General features: G+C 68.8%; 21 protein-coding genes. 17 read left to right on the forward strand and 4 right to left on the reverse strand.

The window, feature by feature from the left end; genetic code table 11:
- Positions 1 to 2 precede the first annotated feature (2 nt).
- From ssb to VF106_RS42685, 5 genes are all read left to right on the forward strand, one after another.
- Complete coding sequence (gene ssb / locus VF106_RS42665) at positions 3 to 494, forward strand: single-stranded DNA-binding protein (RefSeq protein ID WP_330845743.1); 492 nt, start codon at positions 3 to 5, stop codon at positions 492 to 494.
- A gap of 36 nt (positions 495 to 530) precedes the next feature.
- Complete coding sequence (rpsR, locus tag VF106_RS42670) at positions 531 to 785, forward strand: 30S ribosomal protein S18 (RefSeq protein WP_330845744.1); 255 nt, start codon at positions 531 to 533, stop codon at positions 783 to 785.
- Positions 786 to 799: 14 nt separating this feature from the next.
- A complete protein-coding gene (rplI, locus tag VF106_RS42675) occupies positions 800 to 1252 on the forward strand; it encodes a 50S ribosomal protein L9 (RefSeq protein ID WP_330845745.1) in 453 nt (150 codons plus the stop codon).
- 539 nt (positions 1253 to 1791) lie between these two features.
- Complete coding sequence (gene dnaB, locus VF106_RS42680) at positions 1792 to 3171, forward strand: replicative DNA helicase (protein WP_330845746.1); 1380 nt, start codon at positions 1792 to 1794, stop codon at positions 3169 to 3171.
- Between the two features lie 22 nt (positions 3172 to 3193).
- Complete coding sequence (locus VF106_RS42685) at positions 3194 to 4243, forward strand: hypothetical protein (protein ID WP_330845747.1); 1050 nt, start codon at positions 3194 to 3196, stop codon at positions 4241 to 4243.
- 54 nt (positions 4244 to 4297) lie between these two features.
- Here the strand turns inward: VF106_RS42685 and VF106_RS42690 are convergent, their stop codons facing one another.
- Positions 4298 to 7444: a hypothetical protein gene (locus VF106_RS42690; protein ID WP_330845748.1), complete on the reverse strand. Its 3147-nt coding sequence runs from the start codon at positions 7442 to 7444 to the stop codon at positions 4298 to 4300.
- A gap of 200 nt (positions 7445 to 7644) precedes the next feature.
- Positions 7645 to 8397 (reverse strand): hypothetical protein, encoded by a 753-nt coding sequence (locus VF106_RS42695; RefSeq protein WP_330845749.1) that lies wholly within the window; start codon positions 8395 to 8397, stop codon positions 7645 to 7647.
- A 297-nt stretch (positions 8398 to 8694) separates the two neighbouring features.
- On the opposite strand from VF106_RS42695, the gene VF106_RS42700 reads away from it, so the two are divergent.
- From VF106_RS42700 to VF106_RS42755, 12 genes are all read left to right on the forward strand, one after another.
- Entirely contained in the window at positions 8695 to 9786 is a 1092-nt protein-coding gene (locus VF106_RS42700) for an AI-2E family transporter (protein WP_330845912.1), read from the forward strand.
- Positions 9783 to 10907 (forward strand): MacS family sensor histidine kinase, encoded by a 1125-nt coding sequence (macS, locus tag VF106_RS42705; RefSeq protein WP_330845750.1) that lies wholly within the window; start codon positions 9783 to 9785, stop codon positions 10905 to 10907. Before VF106_RS42700 ends, macS begins: the two co-directional genes overlap by 4 nt.
- The gene (locus tag VF106_RS42710; protein WP_330845751.1) at positions 10904 to 11545 is read left to right on the forward strand and encodes a response regulator; all 642 of its coding nucleotides are present in this window, start codon (positions 10904 to 10906) and stop codon (positions 11543 to 11545) included. Before macS ends, VF106_RS42710 begins: the two co-directional genes overlap by 4 nt.
- Positions 11546 to 11700: 155 nt before the next feature.
- Entirely contained in the window at positions 11701 to 12990 is a 1290-nt protein-coding gene (gene serS, locus VF106_RS42715; RefSeq protein WP_330845752.1) for a serine--tRNA ligase, read from the forward strand.
- A 112-nt stretch (positions 12991 to 13102) separates the two neighbouring features.
- Positions 13103 to 13504, forward strand: coding sequence for a PE domain-containing protein (locus tag VF106_RS42720; RefSeq protein WP_330845753.1), 402 nt, complete (start codon positions 13103 to 13105; stop codon positions 13502 to 13504).
- Complete coding sequence (locus tag VF106_RS42725) at positions 13501 to 14115, forward strand: DUF3558 family protein (protein WP_330845754.1); 615 nt, start codon at positions 13501 to 13503, stop codon at positions 14113 to 14115. Before VF106_RS42720 ends, VF106_RS42725 begins: the two co-directional genes overlap by 4 nt.
- A gap of 62 nt (positions 14116 to 14177) precedes the next feature.
- On the forward strand, positions 14178 to 15317 hold the full coding sequence (locus tag VF106_RS42730; RefSeq protein ID WP_330845755.1) for a hypothetical protein: 1140 nt from the start codon (positions 14178 to 14180) through the stop codon (positions 15315 to 15317).
- Between the two features lie 21 nt (positions 15318 to 15338).
- Positions 15339 to 16058 carry an ESX secretion-associated protein EspG gene (locus tag VF106_RS42735; protein ID WP_330845756.1) on the forward strand — a complete coding sequence of 240 codons (720 nt, stop codon included), beginning with the start codon at positions 15339 to 15341 and terminating at the stop codon, positions 16056 to 16058.
- Positions 16055 to 16678: a DUF1707 SHOCT-like domain-containing protein gene (locus VF106_RS42740; protein WP_330845757.1), complete on the forward strand. Its 624-nt coding sequence runs from the start codon at positions 16055 to 16057 to the stop codon at positions 16676 to 16678. The genes VF106_RS42735 and VF106_RS42740 overlap by 4 nt, the downstream gene beginning before the upstream one ends.
- A gap of 33 nt (positions 16679 to 16711) precedes the next feature.
- Positions 16712 to 17743 (forward strand): L-threonine 3-dehydrogenase, zinc-binding type, encoded by a 1032-nt coding sequence (tdh, locus tag VF106_RS42745; RefSeq protein WP_330845758.1) that lies wholly within the window; start codon positions 16712 to 16714, stop codon positions 17741 to 17743.
- Positions 17743 to 18921, forward strand: coding sequence for a glycine C-acetyltransferase (kbl, locus tag VF106_RS42750; protein WP_330845759.1), 1179 nt, complete (start codon positions 17743 to 17745; stop codon positions 18919 to 18921). Before tdh ends, kbl begins: the two co-directional genes overlap by 1 nt.
- An 82-nt stretch (positions 18922 to 19003) precedes the next feature.
- Positions 19004 to 19183, forward strand: coding sequence for a hypothetical protein (locus VF106_RS42755; RefSeq protein WP_330845760.1), 180 nt, complete (start codon positions 19004 to 19006; stop codon positions 19181 to 19183).
- Positions 19184 to 19352: 169 nt separating this feature from the next.
- Here the strand turns inward: VF106_RS42755 and leuS are convergent, their stop codons facing one another.
- Complete coding sequence (leuS, locus tag VF106_RS42760) at positions 19353 to 22178, reverse strand: leucine--tRNA ligase (RefSeq protein ID WP_330845761.1); 2826 nt, start codon at positions 22176 to 22178, stop codon at positions 19353 to 19355.
- 177 nt (positions 22179 to 22355) lie between these two features.
- Positions 22356 to 23456, reverse strand: a complete 1101-nt coding sequence (locus tag VF106_RS42765; RefSeq protein WP_330845762.1) for an esterase-like activity of phytase family protein — start codon at positions 23454 to 23456, stop codon at positions 22356 to 22358.
- Between the last annotated feature and the right edge of the window lie 6 nt (positions 23457 to 23462).

A 23462-nucleotide genomic window follows, 5' to 3' on the forward strand; every position in this document is an offset into this window, starting at 1 on the left:
ACATGGCCGGCGACACGGTCATCACCGTTATCGGCAACCTGACCGCCGACCCCGAGCTGCGGTTCACGCAGTCCGGCGCAGCGGTCGCCAACTTCACGGTGGCATCGACACCACGCACCTTCGACCGCCAGTCCGGTGAGTGGAAGGACGGCGAAGCCCTCTTCCTGCGGTGCAACATCTGGCGGCAGGCCGCGGAGAACGTCGCGGAGTCGCTGACCCGCGGCGCTCGCGTGATCGTCAGCGGCCGGCTCAAGCAGCGGTCTTTCGAGACCCGTGAGGGCGAGAAGCGTTCCGTCGTCGAGCTCGAGGTCGACGAGATCGGCCCCTCGCTGCGGTACGCCACCGCGAAGATCAACAAGGTGGCACGCGGCAGTGGCGGCGGCGGCGCTGGTGGTGGCGGCGGTTACGGCGGCGGAGCCCCGGCCGACGACCCGTGGGGTTCGGCCCCACCGGCCGGCGCCGGCGGCGGGTTCTCCGACGAGCCACCCTTCTGACATACAGCTTCGGGATTTGACTGAGGAGTAAGACCAGTGGCTAAGCCACCCATTCGCAAGCCCAAGAAGAAGGTTTGCGTGTTCTGCAAGGCGGACAAGAAGGCCAAGGCCACCTTGGACCAGATCGACTACAAGGACACCACGCTGCTTCGGAAGTACATCTCCGACCGCGGCAAGATCCGTGCTCGCCGGGTCACCGGCAACTGCAGCCAGCACCAGCGCGACGTCGCCATCGCGGTGAAGAACGCGCGGGAGATGGCGCTGCTGCCCTACACCTCGACCGCGCGCTGATCAGGAGTCCTCAGATGAAACTCATCCTCACCACGGATGTCGAGGGTCTCGGTGGGCCGGGCGACATCGTCGAGGTCAAGGACGGCTACGGGCGCAACTACCTGTTGCCCCGCCGGTTCGCCATCCCGGCCACCAAGGGTGCCGAGAAGCAGGTGCAGACCATCCGTCGCGCGCAGCAGGCCAGGGCCATCCGTGGCCTCGACCACGCGAAGGAGGTCAAGGCGGCGATCGAGAAGGTCGCTCCGGTGAAGCTGGTGGCCAAGGCCGCCCCGGGCACCGGCAAGCTGTTCGGTTCGGTCACCTCGACCGACATCGTGTCCGCCGTCAAGGCGGCCGGTGGTCCGGTTCTCGACAAGCGGACGGTGGAGCTGCCCGGTCACATCAAGACCACCGGCAAGCACCAGGTCAACGTCCGGCTGCACCCGGATGTCACCGTCGCGATCAAGCTCGAGGTCACTGCGGGCTGAACGCCGCCTCGCATTAAATGCACGGAGAGTAGTCGTCATCGCGTCAGCCCCGTGTCGGGTTTCCGCAACCTGGCCGGGGCTGACGGGTGTTCGCGCGACACCGGTTCCGTGACGCGCCGGCGACACGCCGAAGGCGCGTTTTCCTCCGACACGCCGGTCGGATTCAGGGGAGTTTTTCCACAACCTGTACACAGCCCCTGAGCAGGGGTTTCTTTGGCGATGGCGCAAGCTGTCCCCAAGTTGTCCACAGGCTGCCCGATTGGCTGTGACTGGTTGCCTGGGTCGTCCCGACCACGTCCACACGGCGTCCACAGGGCGTCCACAGGTCTGTCCACAGGAGGGATTGCGGACCGGAATCGCGCCATCTAGGTTCCGTCTGTCCGCTTGCTCTGCGTGTCGGCTCCAGCTCGGCGGCCTGCGACTTGCCGCCGCCAACGCGAGTGCTTATCGTGGATGTTCGAACGTGTGTTCGAGATTGAGGGGGCCGCGTCAATGAGGGGGCAGTCAATGAGGGGGCGGCCAATGAGGGGGCATCGTCGGTGGCTCTGACCGATGACCGGACGTCCGCGACGGGGCCAGCGGAAGGCGGCAACGGGTACGACCGGCAGCCACCGCAGGATCTGACCGCGGAGCAGAGCGTGCTCGGCGGCATGATGCTGTCGAAGGACGCGATCGCCGACGTCGTCGAGGTGCTGCGCCCCGGCGACTTCTACCGACCGGCACACCAACTGGTGTACGACTGCGTCCTCGACCTGTACAGCAGGGGCGAGCCGGCCGACGCCGTGACCGTGGCCGCCGAGCTGGAACGCCGCGGCGAACTACGAAGGATGGGCGGCGCCCCGTACCTCCACACGCTGATCGCGACCGTCCCGACCGCGGCGAACGCCAGCTACTACGCCGAGATCGTCGCGGAGAAGGCGACTCTGCGCCGCCTGGTCGAGGCCGGTACCCGCATCGTGCAGCTCGGCTACTCCGGTGCCGAAGGCGCGGACATCAACGAGATCGTCGACCGCGCCCAGTCCTCGATCTACGAGGTCACCGAACGCCGCATGAGCGAGGACTACGTAGCCCTCGAAGAGCTCCTGCAGCCGACGATGGACGAAATCGACGCGATCGCCTCCCGCGGCGGCACGTCCCTGGGCATCCCCACTGGTTTCGCCGACTTCGAAGCGGTGACCAACGGCCTACACCCAGGCCAAATGATCATCATTGCCGCGCGCCCCGGTATCGGCAAGTCAACCCTGGGATTGGATTTCGCGCGGTCCTGTTCGATCACCCACCGCATGACCAGCGTGATCTTCTCTCTGGAGATGAGCCGCACCGAGATCGTCATGCGCATGTTGTCGGCGGAGGCCAAGATCCGCCTGGCGGACATGCGTGGTGGCCGCATGACCGACGACGACTGGACCAGGCTCGCCCGCCGCATGAGCGAGGTCAGCGAGGCACCGCTGTTCGTGGACGACTCCCCGAACATGACGATGATGGAGATCCGCGCGAAGGCCCGGCGGCTCAAGCAGCGGCACGACCTGAAGTTGATCGTCGTCGACTACATGCAGCTGATGTCGTCCGGCAAGCGGGTCGAGTCCCGGCAGCAGGAAGTCTCGGAGTTCTCCCGGCAGCTGAAGCTGCTGGCCAAGGAACTCGAGGTGCCGGTGATCGCGATCAGCCAGCTCAACCGAGGCCCGGAACAACGCACGGACAAACGCCCGATGCTCGCGGACCTGCGCGAGTCGGGCTCGCTCGAACAGGACGCCGACATGGTGATCCTGATCCACCGTCCGGACGCCTTCGAACGGGACGACCCCCGGGCCGGCGAGGCCGACCTGATCCTGGCCAAGCACCGCGCGGGCCCGACCGCCACGATCACGGTGGCTCACCAGCTGCACTACAGCCGCTTCGCCGATCTGGCCCAGGCCTGACGCTCTCGCATACCGTTGGGGCATGGCAGACCGGCGTCCCTCGCGTTCGGCGCTTGGGCGTGTCCAGGTTTACCTCGGGCGCTGTGGTGCCGCCGAGGTCGTGGCCAACCGGGAGCGGTTCGGGGCGGTGACGCTCCAGGGGCTGCACGGGTTGGGCGTCGCCACGCGGCTCGCGCGGGCCGGGGAGCTGCGGGGGATCGATCTCGATCCAGCCGTGTATCTCGCGCGGGGCAGGGCCAAGGCGCCGGTCGTGGAGGGGCAGTTGGGGTTCGATCTCGACCTGCCCGTCTTCGACTGGGTGATCGCGCAGGCCGAGCTCGGGTTGCCGGTCGTACGGACGGCCGGGCCACGGTTGCGGGTCGGGCAGATCGACGAGCTCCAGGCCGAACTGCACCGGGACTATCCCGTGCCCGTGTCGGTGTCCCTCGTGCTCGACGGTGGGTGGCTCGGGTCCAAGCACAGCGGTGTCCTCGCCGAGCAGTTGCGGGCCGCCGACCGGGATGTCTCGCTCGTGCTCGGCGCGCCGTTCGATCCGGTCGACTCCTCCTACAAGGTGCAGGGGTTGCAGCGGCTGTTGCGGTGGAGCAATCGGACCGGTCGCCGGCTCGAGCTCCTGCGGACCGGGCCCATCGGCATCCCTGCCATCGCGGCCGGGGCGAACGTGGCCGCCATCGGGTTGTCCTCCTCGACCCGGCATCTGGGTGGGCCTGTCGCTCAGCGCAAGGACGGGGTGCGGCCCAAGCGGAGCCCGCAGGTCTTCGTGCCGAAGCTGCTGTACTGGCAGCGGGGCGTCGACCTCAGGGGCACCGAGGTCACCCACTGCGGATGTCCTGCCTGCGCGAGAGCCGGCGGCGGGCTGTCGCGGTTCGGGGTGTCGTTCGACTCGTCCGTGCCCGCGTCGGTTCGGGCCGCCGCGCAGGAACACGACTCGCACGCGCTCGCCGACGTGGTGCGCTCCGTCATGGGGGCCACCGACCCCAAGGACGAGCTCGCCCGGATGCGAAGGGACGCGCAGGACCTCGCGACCACGATCGGGATGCCGGCACCCAAGTGGCTCGCCAACTGGGAATGACAGGAAAAGGGTCCGGGAGCGGGCTGCGCTCCCGGACCCTTCTCGGCTACCCGATCAGGCGACCGGGTGAGCGGTGAAGAGGTTCGCGAGCGCGGCGCGGGTCGAGTCGAGCGACGACTCGTGCGCGGCCCTCGGGCTCGGCGCCTGCTGCAGTGCCGGGAGGTCGGCACTGACCGGAGCGGCCGGGATGACCGGGACCAGCGTCGTGACGTCCACCATGTCACCCAGGTCGCCGGCCGCCGGTGCGTACTCCTGCGGGGCGTCCATGCGGGCGCCCGGTGTCTGCGGCAGCTCAGGAGCGCCGCCACCGAGCAGCCCACCGAACAGGTGGCCGCCGAGCAGATCGCCAGCCGGGTTCGGGGCCGGGTTGTTCACCTCGGCACGGGCCGGGCCCTGCGGCACGGCCCCGGCGAACCCGGGCAGGATGCCGGAGAACACGCCCTGCACCGGGTCGGCCGGCATCGTGCGGGCCTGACGCGAGAAGGAGGGCACCTCGGTCGGCGCGATGCCGCCGTTGTTCGCCGCCAGGTCGAACTGGGGCTCGCTGCTCTCGCCGACCTTCAGGCTGTCCCAGTTGGCCGACTCGGTGATCGCCTGCGCGAGGATCTCGATCGGCACGTTGTACAGCGGCGCCCTGGCGGCTACTGGCGTGGTCGCGTCGATGCCGGACAGCGAGCCGCCGGCTCCACTGGTGTCGGACGTGCCACCGACCTCACCCTCGGTCTCGCTCAACCCTTGGGCGTACGAGCTGCTGCCGATCGCCGAGACGGCGTCGCCGAACGGCTGCGCCTGCGCACCGGCAGGGGTGTCCACGAGGTTCCCGGACAGGACGCCCCGGTCTCCGTTGGTGTCGATGTCACCGCCGGACTCGGCGTCGGTCTGGTTGGTGGCCGTGGAGGAGTTGTTCCCGCCCAGTCCTGACGCCGCTACCGCGAAGCTCTGTACCAAAGGCAGTGCCTGCGGGCTGACCACGTTCCCGGATCCGGTGCCACCCTGACCGCTGGTGTCGGTGTCGCCGCCGGCGTCGGACTCGGTCTTCGAGCCGGCGAGCGCGTGGTTCATGCCGAGCACCGCGACGGACTCGCCCCACGCCTGCCCGGCGCCGCCGGCCGGGGTGGACACGACGTTGCCGGCCGCGAGTCCATGGGTGCCGTCGCTCGTCGCGTCGCCACCGGACTCCGAGTCGAGCTTGTTGATGGCCGTCTGCCTGCCCTTGCCGAGCACGCTGCCACCGGAGCCGAACACCTGGAACGGCTGCGAGATCGGGGTCTGACCGATGTTGCCGGAGCCGAGACCGGCGGTGCCGGTCGCCTTGCTCGGGCCGCCGGCGGTGACCTCTTCGTCCGTCGAGGCAGTCGTCTTGGTGACGCCTGCGGCGCCCGCACCGTTGCCGAACACCTGGGCCGCGGACGCGGCCGGGGCGTTGACCACGTTGGAGGCCAGCACGCCGTTGTCGTCGTCGGTGTTGCTGCCACCGCCGGACTCCGACGTCTTGTCCTCGGTGACGGTGGCCTCCGTGCTACCGAGGCCGGCCGCCGTGTTGCCGAAGATCTCCCCGGGCATGACCACCGGCACGGTGCCCATGTTGCCGCCGCCGACGGAGTCGTCGCCGGTGGTGCCGGAGTGGCCGCCCGCGTCGTTGGTCATGGTGTTGTGCACCGTCGACGAGGCCTGCCCGGCGCCTGCGATCGGGTTCGCGAACAGCTCGAGCGGGCCGGCCGCGGAGCCGGTGGCCGTGGTGCCGGACAGCACACCCTCGTGGCCGCGGGTGTAGGAGTCACCGCCGGCCGACGAGTTCACGGTGTTGTTGGCGTCCGTCGTGGCCCTGCCGAGCACGACGACCGGGTTGCCGTAGCCGTCGACCGGCAGCGCGACCGACGGGGCGCCGATGGCACCCGACCCGATTCCGTTGGCCCCGGTGGTGCGGTTGGTGCCACCGGCGTTGGCCTTGCTCTTCGTGTCGCAGGTCGCGCCCGCGACGCCACCGACACCACCGGCGTTGCCGCACAGCAGCACCGGGCCGGAGCCCGACGTGTCGACGATGTTGCCACCCAGCAGTGCCGAGGCGCCGCTGGTCTCGGTGTAGGTCGGCACGCCGTACATGCCGGGGCGGGTCGCGCCGGCGTGCGCGTCGGCGGTCGAGTTCCCCTCGGACCTCGCTTTGCCGAGGCCCATCAACGCGTTGTTGTTGACCTTCACCGGCATGCCGACGGGCACCGGGACGGCGTTGCCGCCGCCGACGCTGTCCTCGCCGGAGGTGAGGATGTACCCGCCGGAGGTCGCGGAGGAGTCCGACTCGGACTTCGCGTCGGCGTAGCCGAGACCGGCGATCGCGTTGCCGTCGGCCTGGACCGGGGTGGCCAGTTGTGGTGCGACCACGTTGCCGCCGAGGACGCTCTGCGAGCCGTCGGCGACGATGTCGCCGGTCGCCCAGGCGTCCTGCGAGCTGGTGCCGTCCGTGCAGGCCTTGCCCATCACGGCGATCGCGTTGTTGGTGACCTGGACGGGCGCCGCCCAGTCGACGTCGACGATGTTGCCGGAGATGGTTCCGCCGCCACTGCTGCCGTGCACGTCGTGGTCGTGGCCGTAGCTGTGCGCGGAGTTGTTGGTGGCCGAGGCGTTGCTGAGGACCGCGACGGCGTTGCCGGTGATCTCGATCGGGATGACGAGGTCGAGGTTGACCTGGTTGCCCCTGGCCGTCTCGCCGTCCCGTGCGATGGTGGGCAGCTCCACCTTGTCGAGGGCCGTTACCTGCGAGAACCGGTCGGCGCCCGGCACGGCGGAGAGGCGGTCGGTGACAGGCCTGGTCTTGGCCGCGAGCGGGGTCGCCTGGTCGCGTGCGTCCTCTGTGGATGATGACAGCGTGCCGCGTGCCCGGTCCACGGCCGGTGCGGCGGCGCCGAGGGTGGTCCGCTTGGCCGTGTTGACCACGGGGTCGGCGGCCGCGGTGGCCTTGTTCGACGGCAGTTTGCCGGTCACGTCGGACGTGCGAAGGGTGACGTCCTTGTGGACGGCCGGCACGACGTGGTTGCCGACCGCGTTGTTGTCGATGTGGACGGGGACGCTGACCGACCCGTCAAGCTCGGAGGCGGGCTTGTCGGGGTTGACGTCCTCGTCGGCAGAAGCGATGCCGGTACCCAGCATCAGCAAACCACCGGTGACTAGCGCGGTCTGGAGACCTCGCTTCGCCCAGGTTTGCATTGTCAGCTGCTCCTTTCGTTGTCCCTCTGAGGGTTGGGGCGGGTAGCCGGACGCGGAAGGACGCGCCGGGACGGTCGGCCACCCGGATCTGGGAGTGCGGGCGAGGCCCGCGAGGGTGAAAGGCGCGGCACCGCGAGAAGGGCTGACACGGTGCAGGACCGCCGAGAACTCAGGGCTCTGACGGACGCGCCGGTCAGGGATCAGTCAGGAGCGACACCAGGTTGGGCGCCGGGGCGCCCCGAGGTAGTCGCGTCGGCCGCGGCGGCCATGCCCCGCGCGACGAGATCGGTACCGCTGTCCTGCCACGGGAGTGCCGCGAACAGCTGCGAGTCGGTGACGTTGCCGGTCGGGGCCTGGCTGCCGGCGGTGGGGATGCCGGCGGGCGTGATCGGCAGTCGAGCCGGCCAGCCGGGCACGTCGGGCCGCGCCGGCTGGCTCAGCTCCGGCCCAGCACGCCGGCTCATGCCGCCCGTGAACGCCCGCTCCTTGGCGGTGACGGGCACGGTGACGGCCTCGACCACGTTGGGGACGGTGGCCGACGGAGTTGGCACCAGCACCGCGGATGCGGTCGGAACGTCGGACCGGCTGACGCTGTCAGTGAGGTAGTCCCGGGGCTCGGCGCACACCGTGCAGGCCGGCAGCTCTGGGAGCGTCTCGGTGTGGAACGCCTCCCTGACCTGATCGCGGAGATCCGCGAGCGAGGCCTCCGGCGGAGCCGGCTCCTGCAGGTTCCGGGCCACGGCGTCGACCGGTTCGGTGACCGGGGAGGTGATCTCCTGGACCGTGGCGGACACGTCGCCGACAAGCGTCGGGACTTCGGCCGACGCGGAGGCGGAGGACAGCGCCCAGGCAAGGGCGGTGCCGGCGGCCGCGCCGCCCACCACCGTCAACGCACGGCAGACCACACGCCGCGAAAGCGCGGCGGTCTGCAGGACGTTCTTCACCTGTGTCACTGATCCTCGCTGGGTAGGGGACGGGGACGGACGGTGAGCGATCGACTGATCACACTCGGTCCCATCCGGCCGTGCAGCGAGACACTTTCATTCTCGGGCCCCGCTTCGCACGCCAGAAGCCGACGATCCGCCCGATCGTGTGAACCTTGTGAGACGGATCAGCTGCCGAATGTCGGAGTCGCTAGATAACGTCTTCTCGTGACCTCCGAGAACCCCCCACCGAAGAAGCGACGCCGCAAGAATCCGCCGGCCGACGTGACCGAGTTGGTGCCGACCGGATTACGCGTCAGCGCCGCGATGTCGTGGCGGTTCATCGTGGTCATCGCGGCGCTCTATGTGCTGATCTGGCTCGCCGGCTACTTCGCGCACCTCGTCGTGCCGATCGCGATCGCGTTGCTGCTCGCGGCGTTGATGGCGCCGGGCGTCGAACGCCTCGTGCGGTGGGGCGTGCCGCGCGGGCTGTCGGCGCTGCTGGTGATGGTGGCCGGCATCGCGGTCGTCGGCGGGCTGCTGACGTTCGTGATCATCCAGTTCATCGACGGCCTGCCCGACCTGCAGCAACAGGTGTCGGACTCCCTAGACCAGATCCAGAAGTGGCTCAACGACGGTCCGCTGCACATCGACCAGAAGCAGATCACGGACTTCGTCAACAACATCATCGACACGATCAAGGAGAACCAGTCCGCGATCACCCAGGGCGCGATCACCACCGCCACCACGATCGGCGAGATCCTCACCGGGCTGCTGCTCACCGTGTTCGTGCTGATCTTCTTCCTGTACGACGGCGCCGGCATCTGGACCTTCGTGACGCGCGGCGTGCCGGAGCGGGCGCGGACCAAGGTGGACGTCGCCGGGCGGCGCGGGTTCGGCGCGCTGGTCAGCTACGTGCGAGCGACCGCCGCGGTGGCGCTGGTCGACGCCGTCGGCATTGGCGTCGGGCTCGCGATCGTGGGGGTCCCGCTGGTGATCCCGCTGTCCGCGCTGGTGTTCCTGTCCGCGTTCGTGCCGATCATCGGCGCCGTGCTGGCCGGCACTGTCGCGGTCCTGATCGCGCTGGTGGCCAACGGGTTCATCGCCGCACTGATCGTGCTGGCGATCGTGGTCGGTGTGATGCAGTTGGAGAGCCACGTGCTGCAGCCGTGGCTGCTCGGCCGCGCGGTGCGGCTGCACCCGCTGGCCGTGGTGCTCGCGATCGCCGCCGGGTTGATCGCGGCGGGCATCGCCGGCGCGTTGCTTTCGGTGCCGCTGCTCGCGGTGCTGAACGCCGGCGTCAAGTCGCTGCTCCACGACGAGGTGACCGAACCGGAGGACGTGGACGTGCTGCGCCAGGACGAGCAGCCCCCGCCCGAGGGGGAGCCCAAGGACACGAAGGCGACCTGGGAACCGTGATCACGAAGCAGGCACAGGACCCGACGCTGCCGCTGTGGCGGGCAGCGGTGATCTTGCGGGTCCTGACCCTGCTGTTCGCGCTCGGTGTCATCTACCACCACTGGGCCGACTACGCGCGGCCGAACTTCGCGCTCGCCATGGCCGGCGTGATGACCGTGTGGACCGCGGTCGTCTCCTACCGGTACCTGCGGCCGAACGGGACGAACCTGCTCGCCTTCACGGTCGTCGACCTCGCCCTCTGCTGTGCGGTGATGACGACCTCCCGCTGGATCCTCACACCGGACGGGCTGCGGGCCGACGCGGTGCCGCTGGTCCCGACCATCTGGGTCACCGGTGTTGTGGCGGCCGGCGCGATCTGTGCCGGCGCGACGATCGGCGCCGTCTTCGGCGGTGTCGTCGCCGCGTTCAACTTCGGGGTGCGCGGCTACTTCGACGTCGACCTGACCCGCGACATGTTCCTGCTGGTGGGCATCGGCTTCGTGCTGGGCCTGGCGGCGACGTCGTTGCGGCTCTCGGCGGCACGGCTCGCCGAAGCGCTACGCGTCGAGGCGGCCACCGCGGAGCGGGAGCGGCTGGCGCGGTCCATCCACGACAGCGTGCTGCAGGTCCTCGCGCACGTGCGCAGGCGCGGTGGCGAGCTGGGTGGCGAGGCGGCGGAGCTCGCGATACTGGCCGGCGAGCAGGAGACGGCGTTGCGAGCGCTGGTGTCCAGCGCGCCGGCGGCCAGCGAGGACGGCATGGCGGACCTCTGCGCGCGACTGAAGGTCCTGGAGACCGACCGGGTCGCCGTGTCCGCGCCGGCCACCCCGGTGCTGGTGCCGGCCGTCGTCGCGACCGAGCTGGCGGCCGCGGTGCGGGAGGCGCTCGTGAACGTCGAGCGGCACGCGGGCGACGGAGCGAAGGCGTGGGTGTTGCTCGAGGACCTCGGTTCGGAGATCGTCGTGAGCGTTCGGGACGACGGCGTGGGCATCGCGCCGGGCCGGATGGCCGAGGCGGAGCGCGAGGGACGCATGGGCATCGCGAGGTCGCTGCGGGGGCGGCTCGCCGAGCTCGGCGGCACAATCACCCTGGAAACCGCACCGGGAGAGGGCGTCGAGTGGGAGCTGCGGGTGAACCGATGATCTCGGTGATGGTGGTGGACGACCATCCGATATGGCGGGACGGGGTGGCTCGTGATCTGTCGGAGCGGGGCTTCGACGTGCGGGCGACGGCGAGTGACGCGGCAGCGGCGGTGCGGATCGCACGGACCGTGCGACCTGACGTAGTGCTGATGGATCTGAACCTCGGCACGCTGTCCGGGGTGACCGCGACCGGGCAGATCACGAGCGATCTGCCGGACACCCGCGTGCTGGTGCTGTCCGCGTCCGGTGAGCACGCGGACGTGCTGGAGGCGGTGAAGGCGGGCGCGTCCGGTTACCTGTTGAAGTCCGCGTCGGTGGAGGAACTGGTGGACGCGGTGACCAGGACCGCGGCGGGGGACGCGGTGTTCACCCCGGGCCTCGCGGGTCTGGTGCTCGGCGAGTACCGACGCATGGCGGCCGACCCGGAACCGAAGCAGGACCTGCCGCGGCTGACCGACCGGGAGACCGACGTCCTTCGGCTGGTCGCGAAGGGCATGACGGCACGGCAGATCGCGACCAAGCTCGTGCTGTCCCACCGGACCGTGGAGAACCACGTGCAGTCCACGCTGCGGAAACTGCAGCTGCACAACCGGGTCGAACTCGCTCGCTACGCCATCGAACACGGCCTCGACGCCTAAACGGACAGCCCCGCGCAATAGCAACGATCGCTCCGCAAGCTCCGCTCAGTAGTGACGATCGCTCCGCAAGCCCCGCGCAATAGCAACGATCGCTCCGCAAGCTCCGCTCAGTAGTGACGATCGCTCCGCAAGCTCCGCTCAGTAGTCTGGTCCCCATGCATGACCCGCGTGTACTGCTCGACCCGGCCACGGACGCGGTGCGCAAGCTGGCGCGCCGCGGCTTCACGCTCGACCTGCCCGCGCTGGAGGACCTGTTCTCCCGGCGCACGACGGTGATCGGGCAGACGGACGAATCGCGCGCGGAGTCCAACCGGCTGGCCAAGGAGGTCGGGGCGTCCGCCAAGCGCGGCGAGGACGTGACCGCGATACGGGAGCGGGCGAAGGAGCTGAAGGCCCGCGTCCAGGACCTCGAGGAGCAGCAGCGCAAGCTGGCCGCTGAGCTGGACGAGTACCTGCTGGGCATCCCGAACCTGCCGAGCGACGACCTGCCGGACGGCAACACCGACGAGGACGCGGAGCTGGTCAGCGCGTGGGGCGAGCCGCCGAAGCTCGACTTCGAGCCGGCCGACCACGTGACGATCGGCGAGAAGCTCGGCATCTTCGACTTCGCCAGGGCCACCAAACTGTCCGGCCCTCGGTTCAGCGTGACCCGAGGCGCGGGTGCCCGGCTGGAGCGCGCGATCGCCGCGTTCCTGCTCGAACTGCACACCGAGCGCCACGGCTACACCGAGTTCAACGTGCCGGTGATCGTCAACCGACCGACCATGACCGGCACCGGCCAGCTACCGAAGTTCGAGGCAGACCTGTTCCGCACCGGCGTGGCGGACCGTGAGCTGTACCTGATCCCGACCGCCGAGGTGCCACTCACCAACCTGCACGCGAACGAAACCCTTGCCGCGGAAGACCTCCCGCTCGCTTACACGGCGAACACGCCGTGCTTCCGCTCGGAGGCCGGCTCGTACGGCAAGGACACCCGAGGCCTGATCCGCGTCCACCAGTTCCAGAAGGTGGAGATCGTGCGGTTCTGCACCCCGGACCGGGCCAGCGCGGAGTTCGAGGTGTTGCTGTCCCACGCGGAGGCGTGCCTGCGAGAACTGGGCCTGGCATACCGGGTGGTGAAACTCGCGGCCGGCGACATCGGCTTCTCGGCCGAACGCACCTACGACATCGAGGTCTGGCTGCCAGGCCAGCAGCGATACCGAGAGATCTCGAGCGTGTCGGACTTCGGCACCTTCCAGGCCCGCCGCGCCAACATCCGCACCAAGTCCAAGGACGGCAAACGCGGCTTCGCCAACACCCTCAACGGCTCGGGCCTCCCGATCGGCCGCACACTGGTGGCGATCCTGGAACAGAACCAGCAGCCGGACGGCTCGGTCGTGATCCCACCCGCACTGGTCCCGCACACCCGCTTCGCCCGCATCAACGCGGACGGCACCACAGCCTGATTCACCCTGTTCGGGTGAATCCCCACGATCCAGCCCTCCCCTGACCTCCAACGAGTATTCTCCGTAACTGCGTGAACACGAAATATGTGTACACGCACCAAGGGGAGGGGAAGTGCCCAGCCGAGACCCACAGGGCGAATCACCAAAAAAGTCGATCTACATGCCATACGGCGCCAGCGGAGGCGGCGGCCAGGGCGGCAACTACGTCTTCACGGACCTAGCCCACCTGGACAACATCATCACCAAGTGGACCAAGATCCGCGACGACATCCGCGACGACGGGATATACATCGGAGACGCGATCCGATACATCGTGCCGCCGGCTGACGACGGGCCAAGCCTCGCCCAGGCCAAGGCTGCGCGCGAATCGCTGGTCAACGGCCAAGCGCACAACGCGGCTATGTACGACTACGCCGATCGCATTATCCAGAAGCTGCAAACGACTCGCGAACAATACGCCACGACCGAAGAGACCAACACCGACACGCTGCGGAACGCGGACCAGTACCGATGACACCTCGAACCACACGACTCGTCACCGCACTCGCCGCGATAGCAGCGATTGCGGGTTGCACCACTACCGCCAACGGAACCCCGCAGGCAGATCCAGGCAGTGAGCCGCCTCGCACATCCACTGCCGAGTCGACTAGCTCAGCGTCTCCGACGTCAACGAAGAACGAAGCACCGAAGGTCGCTGTCCCGCTTGATGCCAGCGCATTTCTTGCCGAGCCTTGCACATCTCTCACCTCGGCCCAACTGAGCAGCTTCACCGTGAACCCACCTGGCCGCCCTCACACCGAGCCTGGTCCAGGCTGTGGCTGGTTTGGCGCTGCCCAGTCCGTTGCCGTCAGCTGGCTCCTCGGCAACGAAGGCGGCTTGTCCGACACCTACCGCGGGCGTGAGCTGGAAGCGTATTTCGAGCCCACGATGGTGGAGGATTATCCTGGGGTATTCGTCGATGCCAACGACAACCGCGCGACCGGACACTGTGGAATCGTCGTTGGGGTCTCAGACACCTTGGCGTTCTATGCCACCGTCGCCAGTCGGCTTGACGCTGAAGGATCCTGCGCTCTGGCCAAGCAGGTCGCCGCGGCGGCGATAGCCACCGTCAAGGAGGCCAACTGATGGCCGAGATGAGTGGGCGGGAAATCTACGACAACTTCCACAATGGTGGGGGACCCGAGGGGTTGGCCGCCGGCGCGGCGATCGTGAAGAGTGTTTCTGGCCGTTACCGGGATCGGGCCCGTGAGATCCAGCAGTTGGTCGATGAGATGGAGTCCGCCTGGCAAGGCAATGCCGCTGGCCAGGCCAGACGGGGTGCTGGACCTCTGCTCACCGAGCACGAGATCGCGAGCCACCACTTCAGCATTTCCGAGGATCTGACCGATCGGCAGTCGGGTTCGTACTCTCGTGCGAAGAACAGTGTCGTGCCCATGCCGCCCGAGCCAGGTGAAGTGCCGGCGTGGGGATCTGCGTCGGCTGCGGAATGGATTCCGTATGCGCAGCGCGTCGAGGAATACAAAGGCGCTGCCCAGCACAACGTCGACGTCATGAACGTGTACAGCGGGGCGAGCCTCTACAACACTGACAATCTCCCCGTGAAGTATGGCGAGCTGGCTGATGACCAGGCCGGAGTCACATTCGACCAGCCAGACACGATCAACTCCGAGGACTTTCGCGACACGCGTGCCAGCTCCGGACCCGACGATCGCAGCGTCGGCGGGGCGCGAGACTTTGGGCCTGTCGGCGGACCCGGGCCGGGCGACACCGGCCCCGCGGGCAGACCGAACGTCACCACGCCGCCACCAATCCCTGGACAGGTGGGGCCCGCCGGCACGACGACCCCGGGTGGGTTCTCGCCCGGTCAGCAGCCCGTCGGCACGCCGCTGCCGTCCACCGACTTTGGGCAAGGCAGGCCGGTGCCGACCGGGGGTGCGCCGGTGGCCGGTTTCGGGCCTGTCGGGGTGGGTGGCGGCTATCCGCCAGGATTGAACCGTGGCGGTCCTGGTGAGTTCGGACCGCGTGGCAGTGGGCCGGGTGGCGGTGGGCCCGCTGGTGGGGCGTTGCCTCGCGGCGGTGCTTCCGGTGTCGGTGCCGAGCCACATCCAGCGCGTGCCAACTCGACGTTCGGGCCGGCCGGAGCGCGGGGTGCGGGTGCCGGCATGGGCGGCGGTATGCCCATGGGGGGCGGGCGTGGCCGCGGTGAGGACGACACCGAACGGAAGACGCCCACCTACCTCGAGGGTGGCGATCCCGAGGACCTGTTCGGCAACGAGCTGCTCACCGCTCCGCCGGTCATTGGCGACGACGCGTACGAGGACGACTGACACGCTTTGGGGGATCCTGTGGTGCTGCCCGCACCAGTTCGGCTGCCCGCATCCGCCCTGGCCGCCCTCGTTGAGCGGGAAAGGTTCGGCGAGCTTCATCCCACCCTGGCCTCGGCCCCGGTGTGGCGGGACACGGCACCGGCGACCAACGACGTGACCGCGCAGCTCACCAAGCTCGGCTGGCGCGGCAGGGATGGCCGTCTCGACCGCGAAGTGGCCGTGTCGCTCGCCCTGTTGTGTCGGCAGGATGTCGCCTACTACGGCTGGTTCACCCACGACGGCACGACCACGGCGGTGCTGGCGGCCGGCGCCGGGCGCGAAGGCATTCTGGCGGTCCGTCGGCAGGACGGCATGATCGAGCTGAGTGGCGCCCAGTCCCGTCGGCTGGTCGAGCGGCTGATCGCCGAACTCCCTCAGACCCGACCCGCGTCCGGCGCGCCGGTCGTCGTCTCGCTCTCCGAGCTGCGGGCCACTGACAGGCACGGACGGCAGCGCGCGGAAGGTGGTGTCGTCGCCCATCGCGCGCGCCCGGAGATACGGCAGGTTCAGGAGTTGCTCAGGCTGCCGACGGTCGGCGCTGGTGAGTTGTACTCGAGCCACCGCCCACAGCCGTTGTGCTACGTCGACACCGCCGCTGGTCGGTACATGGTCACGACCGTCAACGCGGACACCGTGCGCATCGGTCCGGCACCAGGATCTGCACTGGCCGACCAACTCAATGGCCTACGGTTAAGGGCGTGAACGGGGAGAAACAGCTGGATCCTCGCGACTTCCGTGTCTCGGACGCCGAGCGCTCGCACGTGGTCAACGTGCTACAGAAGGCCATCGGCCACGGCCTGCTGTCGCTGGACGAGTTCACCGAACGGACCGACCGCGCCCTTGCCGCGAAAACCCGTGGCGACCTGAACGCGGTGCTCGTCGACCTGCCGGGGCTCACCCACAGCGATCCCAGCTCACCGGTGCGGGAGAAGCCAGTTGAGCTGCGGGCCACCATGGCCACACTCAAGCGCGACGGGAAATGGACGGTGCCGCGTCAGCTGGTCGTCTACAACCGGCTCGGCTCGACCGTGCTGGACTTCAGCGAAGCCACGATCGCCCACAGCGAGGTGCGGATCGAGCTGAACTGTGGCGGCGGCACGGTGAAGATCGTCCTGCCGGAACGGGCGTCGGTGGTCAGTGACGCGGTGCGCATGACCGCGGGCTCGGTCAAGGACAAGGTGGGCAACGGCCCGGGACGGCCGCGGTTCGTGCTGTCCGGCTCGGTCACGGCCGGCTCCCTGGTGATCCGCCGGCCGAGCTACGTGCGGATCGGCAACCTGATGTTCCGTTCCCCGTGGAAGATCACTCGCGCGGCGGACTGAGCGCATGAGACATCAGCAGGCGGGAGGACGGGCGTGAAGGCTCTGGTCAAGGCTGACCGGGCACCGGGGCTGGAGCTCACCGACGTGCCCGACCCCACGCCGGGACCCGGGGACGTGTTGCTGCGGGTGCTGCGGACCGGTATCTGCGGCACCGACCTGCACATCGAGTCCTGGGACGAGTGGGCCGCGAACACGATCAAGGTGCCCCTGGTCGTCGGGCACGAGTTCGTCGGTGAGGTCGTCGAGGTCGGGGCAGCGGTCACCAAGGTCAAGGTCGGTGATCTCGTCAGCGGCGAAGGGCACCTGATCTGCGGTATCTGCCGCAACTGTCGGGCCGGACGTCGACATCTGTGCGCCAACACGGTCGGGCTCGGTGTGCACACGGCGGGCGCGTTCGCGCAGTACGCCGTGCTGCCCGAGCAGAACGCGTGGGTCCACAACTACGAGGTGGACCTCGACGTCGCCGCGATCTTCGACCCCTTCGGCAACGCCGTGCACACCGCGCTGACGTTCCCGGTGCTGGGTGAGGACGTGCTGATCACCGGGGCGGGGCCGATCGGGTTGATGGCCGCGGCGGTCGCGCGGCACGCCGGCGCCCGGCACGTGGTGATCACCGACGTGAGCGAACCTCGGCTGGATCTGGCCGGGAAGATGGGCGTCAGCCTGGCGCTGAACGTGGCCACCACGAAGATCCACGACGTGTACGACGAGCTACGCATGACCGAGGGCTTCGACGTGGGCATGGAGATGTCCGGGCAGCCGTCGGCGTTGCGCGAAATGATCGCGAACATGACGCACGGCGGGCGGATCGCGATGCTCGGCCTGCCCGCGTCGGAGATCCCCATCGACTGGTCGAACGTGGTGCTGAAGATGTTGACGATCAAGGGGATCTACGGCCGCGAGATGTTCGAGACCTGGTACGCGATGTCGGTTCTGCTGCAGGCGGGGCTGGACATCTCCCCGGTGATCACCCACCGGTTCCCCTACACCGAGCACGCCACCGCGTTCGCCACCGCCCGGGACGGCCGGTGCGGCAAGGTCATCATGGATTGGACGGAGAGCTGATGTTCGGCGCCATGAAGGAAAACCTGCGCGACGAGCTGGTGACGATCCGGGAAGCGGGGCTGTACAAGGCCGAACGGGTCCTCTCCACACCGCAGAACGCGTCGGTGCGGGTCGGTACAGGTGCCGCGGTCCTGAACTTCTGCGCCAACAACTACCTCGGGCTCTCAGACCACCCCGTGCTTGTCGAGGCGGCGAAGGACGCGTTGGACCGGTGGGGCTTCGGCATGTCCTCGGTGCGGTTCATCTGTGGCACGCAGGAACAGCACAAGGAGCTGGAGGCCGCGCTGTCGAGCTTCCTCGGCACCGAGGACACGATCCTGTACGGCTCGTGCTTCGACGCGAACGCCGGCCTGTTCGAGACACTGCTCGGCCCCGAGGACGCGGTGATCTCCGACGAGCTCAACCACGCGTCGGTGATCGACGGCATCCGGCTGTGCAAGGCGAAGCGGCTGCGGTACAAGAACCGGGACATGGCCGACCTGGAACAGCGGCTGAAGGAGGCCGAAGGCGCTCGGTACCGCCTGATCGCCACCGACGGCGTGTTCTCGATGGACGGCTACCTCGCGCCGCTGGACGAGATCTGCGCACTCGCGGACCGCTACGACGCGCTGGTGATGGTCGACGATTCGCACGCGGTCGGCTTCGTCGGTCCGACCGGCCGCGGCACCCCGGAGCTGTTCGGCGTGACCGACCGGGTGGACGTGGTCACGGGCACGCTCGGCAAGGCCCTGGGCGGGGCGAGCGGCGGCTACACGTCCGGTCGTGCGGAGATCGTCGAGATGCTGCGGCAGCGGTCGCGGCCGTACCTGTTCTCGAACTCGGTCGCCCCGTCCATCGTGGGCGCGGCGCTGGCCGGGCTGGAACTGCTGTCGTCGTCCGGTGAGCTGCTGACGCGGTTGCGGGAGAACACGGCTCTGTTCCGGTCACGGATGACGGACGCCGGCTTCGATCTCCTGCCGGGCGAGCACCCGATCATCCCGGTGATGATCGGCGACGCGGCCAAGGCCGGGCGGATGGCGGACCTGCTGCTGGAACAGGGCATCTACGTGATCGGCTTCTCGTACCCGGTGGTGCCGCACGGCAAGGCCCGCATCCGCACCCAGATGTCCGCGGCGCACTCCACGGCCGACGTCGAGCAGGCGGTCGAGGCGTTCATCGCAGCTCGTGCGGCCATGTGACGTCATCGATCGCGATGTCCGTCGTTACACCGGTATGTCAGCTGGGGGCCCTGAGTGGATTTCGGTCCGAGTCGTCGACATCGTGCAGTACGACAGCGGGAGACCGCGGGCGGCGCGATGCCAGGTCGGCCTGGTTCGGGTGCCGGAGACGGGTGAGATCCAGCTCGCCAGCCAGATCGTGGGGAGGGCGATGTTCATCCTGCCGCCCCATTCGGCAGCGGTGATCATCGGCGCCCTTCGCGAGGGTCTCACCGCGTTGTGAACACTCTTCGCGATCATCCGAACACGACAATGGGCATTTCGTGCGCAAGTGCTAACGATTAGTTAGCAGTCGGCCAACAAGGTGCCACAATGTTCGCGCGCGCCGCTGGCATCGGTCGCGTAGCCCCCCGAGCGATCGATGCCAGCGGCGCGGTCCCATGTCCGGGTGTCTAGACCACCACGTTGACCAGGCGGCCAGGGACCACGATCACCTTCTTCGGCTCGCCCGTGACCAGCGCGGCCACCTTCTCGTCGGCCAGCGCGGTGGCCTTCACCTCGTCCTGCGTGGCCGACGCGGCGACCGTGATTCGGCTGCGGACCTTGCCGTTGACCTGGATCGGGTACTCGACGGTGTCCTCGACCAGGTACGTCTCGTCCGCGACCGGGAACGGGCCGTGTGCCAGGGACTCGTCGCGGCCCAGCCGGGTCCACATCTCCTCGGCGACGTGCGGGCACAGCGGCGCCAGCATCAGCACCATGGGCTCCACCACCGACCGCGGCGCCGGGTTGTTGCCGTAGGTCTTGGTCACGTGGTTGTTCAGCTCGATCAGCTTCGCGCCCGCCGTGTTGAAACGCATGTTCGCGTAGTCGGCGTGCACACCCGCGATCGCCTTGTGCAGTGCGCGCAGCGTCGCCTCGTCGGGCTCCTCGTCGCTGACGTTGACGTTGCCGGACTCCTCGTCGACCACGTTGCGCCACATGCGTTGCAGGAACCGCTGCGCGCCGACGACGTCCTTGGTCGCCCACGGTCGCGACACGTCCATCGGGCCCATGGCCATCTCGTAGAACCGGAACGTGTCGGCGCCGTACTGCTCGCACATCTCGTCCGGCGTGACGACGTTCTTCAGGCTCTTGCCCATCTTGCCGTACTCCTGGCGGACCTCCTGGTCCTCCCAGTAGAACTTGCCGTCCCGCTCGACGACCTCCTCGGCCGGCACGTACACGCCGCGGGCGTCCGTGTAGGCGTAGGCCTGGATGTAGCCCTGGTTGAACAGCCGGCGGTACGGCTCCTTGCCCGACACATGACCCAGGTCGTACAGCACCTTCTGCCAGAACCTCGCGTACAGCAGGTGCAGCACGGCGTGCTCGATCCCGCCGATGTACAGGTCGACGCCGCCCGGGTCGTTCGGGCCGTGGATCTCCGGGCGCGGGCCCAGCCAGTACTTCTCGTTCTCCGGCTCGCAGATGTGCTCTTCGTTGGTCGGGTCCACGTACCGCAGCTGGTACCAGCTGGAACCCGCCCACTGCGGCATGACGTTGGCGTCGCGGCGGTACTTCTTGACCCCGTCGCCCAGGTCCAGCTCGACGTCGAGCCACTCGGTGGCTTTGGCCAGTGGCGGCGAGGGCTCCGAGTCGGCGTCGTCCGGGTCGAAGGTGGTCGGCGAGTAGTCGTCGACCTCGGGCAGTTCGACCGGCAGCATGCGCTCGGGGATCGCGTGCGGCAGACCGTCCTCGTCGAACACGATCGGGAACGGCTCGCCCCAGTACCGCTGCCGCGCGAACAGCCAGTCACGCAGCTTGTACTGCAGCTTGCCCTCGCCGTGGCCGTGCTGCTCCAGCCACGCGATGATCCCCTTCTTGGCCTCGTCGACGTTCATCCCGTCCAGGAAGCCCGAGTTGATCGCCGGACCCTCGCCGGTGAACGCCTCGCCGTCGAAGCCCTCGGTTGGCTGGACGGTCCGGATGATCGGCAGCCCGAACACCGTCGCGAAGTCCCAGTCCCGCTGGTCCTGGCCGGGCACCGCCATGATCGCGCCGGTGCCGTAGCCCATCAGCACGTAGTCGGCGATGAACACCGGGATCTTGGTGTCGTTGACCGGGTTCGTCGCGTACACGCCGACGAAGACGCCGGTCTTCTCCTTGTTCTCCTGGCGGTCCAGTTCGGACTTGCGGGACGCGGCCTGCCGGTAGGCGGCGATGGCGTCCTTGGGTGTGGCGTGTCCGCCGGTCCACCGCTCGTCGACGTCCGCGGGCCACGCGTCGGGCACGACCCGGTCGACCAGGTGGTGCTCGGGCGCCAGGACCATGTAGGTCGCGCCGAACACGGTGTCCGGGCGGGTGGTGAAGACCTCGATCGCGTCACCGTCGACCGGGAACCGGATGTGCGCGCCGGACGAGCGGCCGATCCAGTTGCGCTGCATGGTCTTGACCTGGTCGGACCACTCCAGCAGGTCCAGGTCGTCGACCAGACGGTCGGCGTACGCGGTGATCCGCATCATCCACTGACGCAGGTTCTTGCGGAACACGGGGAAGTTGCCCCGCTCACTGCGCCCGTCGGCGGTGACCTCCTCGTTGGCCACGACCGTGCCCAGGCCAGGGCACCAGTTGACCGGCGCCTCGGACAGGTACACCAGGCGGTGCGAGTCGATGATCTTCCGCTGCTCGACGCGGGTCAGCTCACACCAGCCACGCCCGTCCGGCGTGCGGCGCTTGTCCTGCGCGTACTCGGCCTCCAGCTCGCTGATCGGCCGGGCCTTGTCCTGCTCCTCGTCGTACCAGGAGTTGAAGATCTGCAGGAAGATCCACTGCGTCCAGCGGTAGAAGGACAGGTCGGTCGTGCTGACGCGGCGCCGCTCGTCGTGCCCCAGCCCCAGCCTGCGGATCTGGTGCAGGTAGCGGCTGATGTTCTCCTCGGTCGTCTTGCGTGGGTGCTGCCCGGTCCGCACCGCGTACTGCTCCGCCGGCAGGCCGAACGCGTCGAAGCCCATGGTGTGCAGCACGTTCCGCCCGGTCATACGGTGGTAGCGGGCGAACACGTCCGTGCCGATGAAGCCCAGCGGGTGACCGACGTGCAGGCCCGCGCCGGACGGGTACGGGAACATGTCCTGCACGAACAGCTTGTCCGCGGGCACGTCACCCTTCAGCGGGCCGGCGGGGTTGGGCGCCTCGAAGGTGCCCCGCTCGGCCCAGCGCTCCTGCCAGCGCGCCTCGATGGAGTTGGCCAGCGCGGCGGTGTAGCGGTGAGCGGGCGTTGCGTCGGTGGCCTCGTCACTCATCGTGGGTCCTTCCCTGGTTGCTCTGCTCCGAACACAAAAAACCCCTCTGCCGGCAGGCATGAGGGGTTCGCCGCACTGACCTCCGGGTCGGTCCGGTCAGCGCGGCCGGCTAAGGAGCAGGCGTCCGGCGCTCATATAGCAAGTCTAGCGCCGGACGCCAAGCCCCTTTCCGCCGCTCTACCGGAGCGCGAGCGCGACCACCTGGCTCACCTGGCTCGCGGCGAAGTTGTTGTCACTGACCAGCACGAGCGTGCGCTCACCGGTACGCAGCGTCGGGCCCCAGGTCATGCCCTCGATGTTGTCCACGGTCGACAGGTCGAAGTCGGCCAGGTCGGCGACCAGCTTCTTGCGTACCGGACGCACGTCCCGGCCGGCGAGCGAGTCGAGGCCGGCGACGTTCGCCGCGCCCCGCACGTCGATCTCGAACAGCCGCACCTTGTTGCCGACGCCTGTGACGAACGAGCGCTCCAGCAGCAGGAAGCGGCCATGGCCCGACGCGAGGATCGCCGTGACCCCGTTGTTCGAGAACGAGCCGGGCGGGTTGGGCTGGGTGAACACCGGCTCCTGCGGGTAGGCGTACTGCGCCAGCACCCGCCCGGACCTGGTCTGCACGGTGATCCTGGACAACGTGCCGTTCGCCGGCGTCGCCTCCGGACCGTCCTGGAGCAACGCCCCTTCCATGGCGCTCACCACGAGTGAACCGCCGCCGGCGAACGTCAACGCCTCCAGTGCCTGGTTCTGTCGTGGCCCTCGGTTCTCCGCGCTCATCCGCTCGACCGGCGGCAGCGGCAGTGTTCGGACATGGCTGCCGTCCCGCTTGGCGAACTGGATCGACGGATCGATCAGCACCTGGCGGTCCGGCTGGACGACCCGGTCACCTTCCTGGCTCCACAGGTAGTCACCGGTCCATGGGTCGACGCGGATGTCCTCCGGGTCGACGGTGCCGGTCGGGTAGGTGGTGCCGTCGGCACGTAAGAACGGGTCGGTGCCGGTGAGCTTGACCTCACCGAGGCCGCGGGCGTTCACGTCGATGGTCGCTGTGTAGAAGCGTGCCGGCTGCAGGGTGGAGCGGTCGTCGCTGATGAGCACGTAACCGCCGGTTCGGGGGTCGCGGTCGATGCCTGACAGGCCGCCGACCGTGGTGCCCTCGAACGTGCCGGGCGGGATGATCCGCTCACCGAGCAGCCGCACGCCTGGCGCGGCGGCCGCGACCGGCGAGATGACGAGGCCGGCGACGAGCGCGGCCGCGATCGAACTGGCAAGCACACGGGTTCGCATGGCGTG

It is taken from the genome of Actinophytocola sp. (genome assembly GCF_036378875.1).
Classification (GTDB): Bacteria; Actinomycetota; Actinomycetes; order Mycobacteriales; family Pseudonocardiaceae; genus Actinophytocola.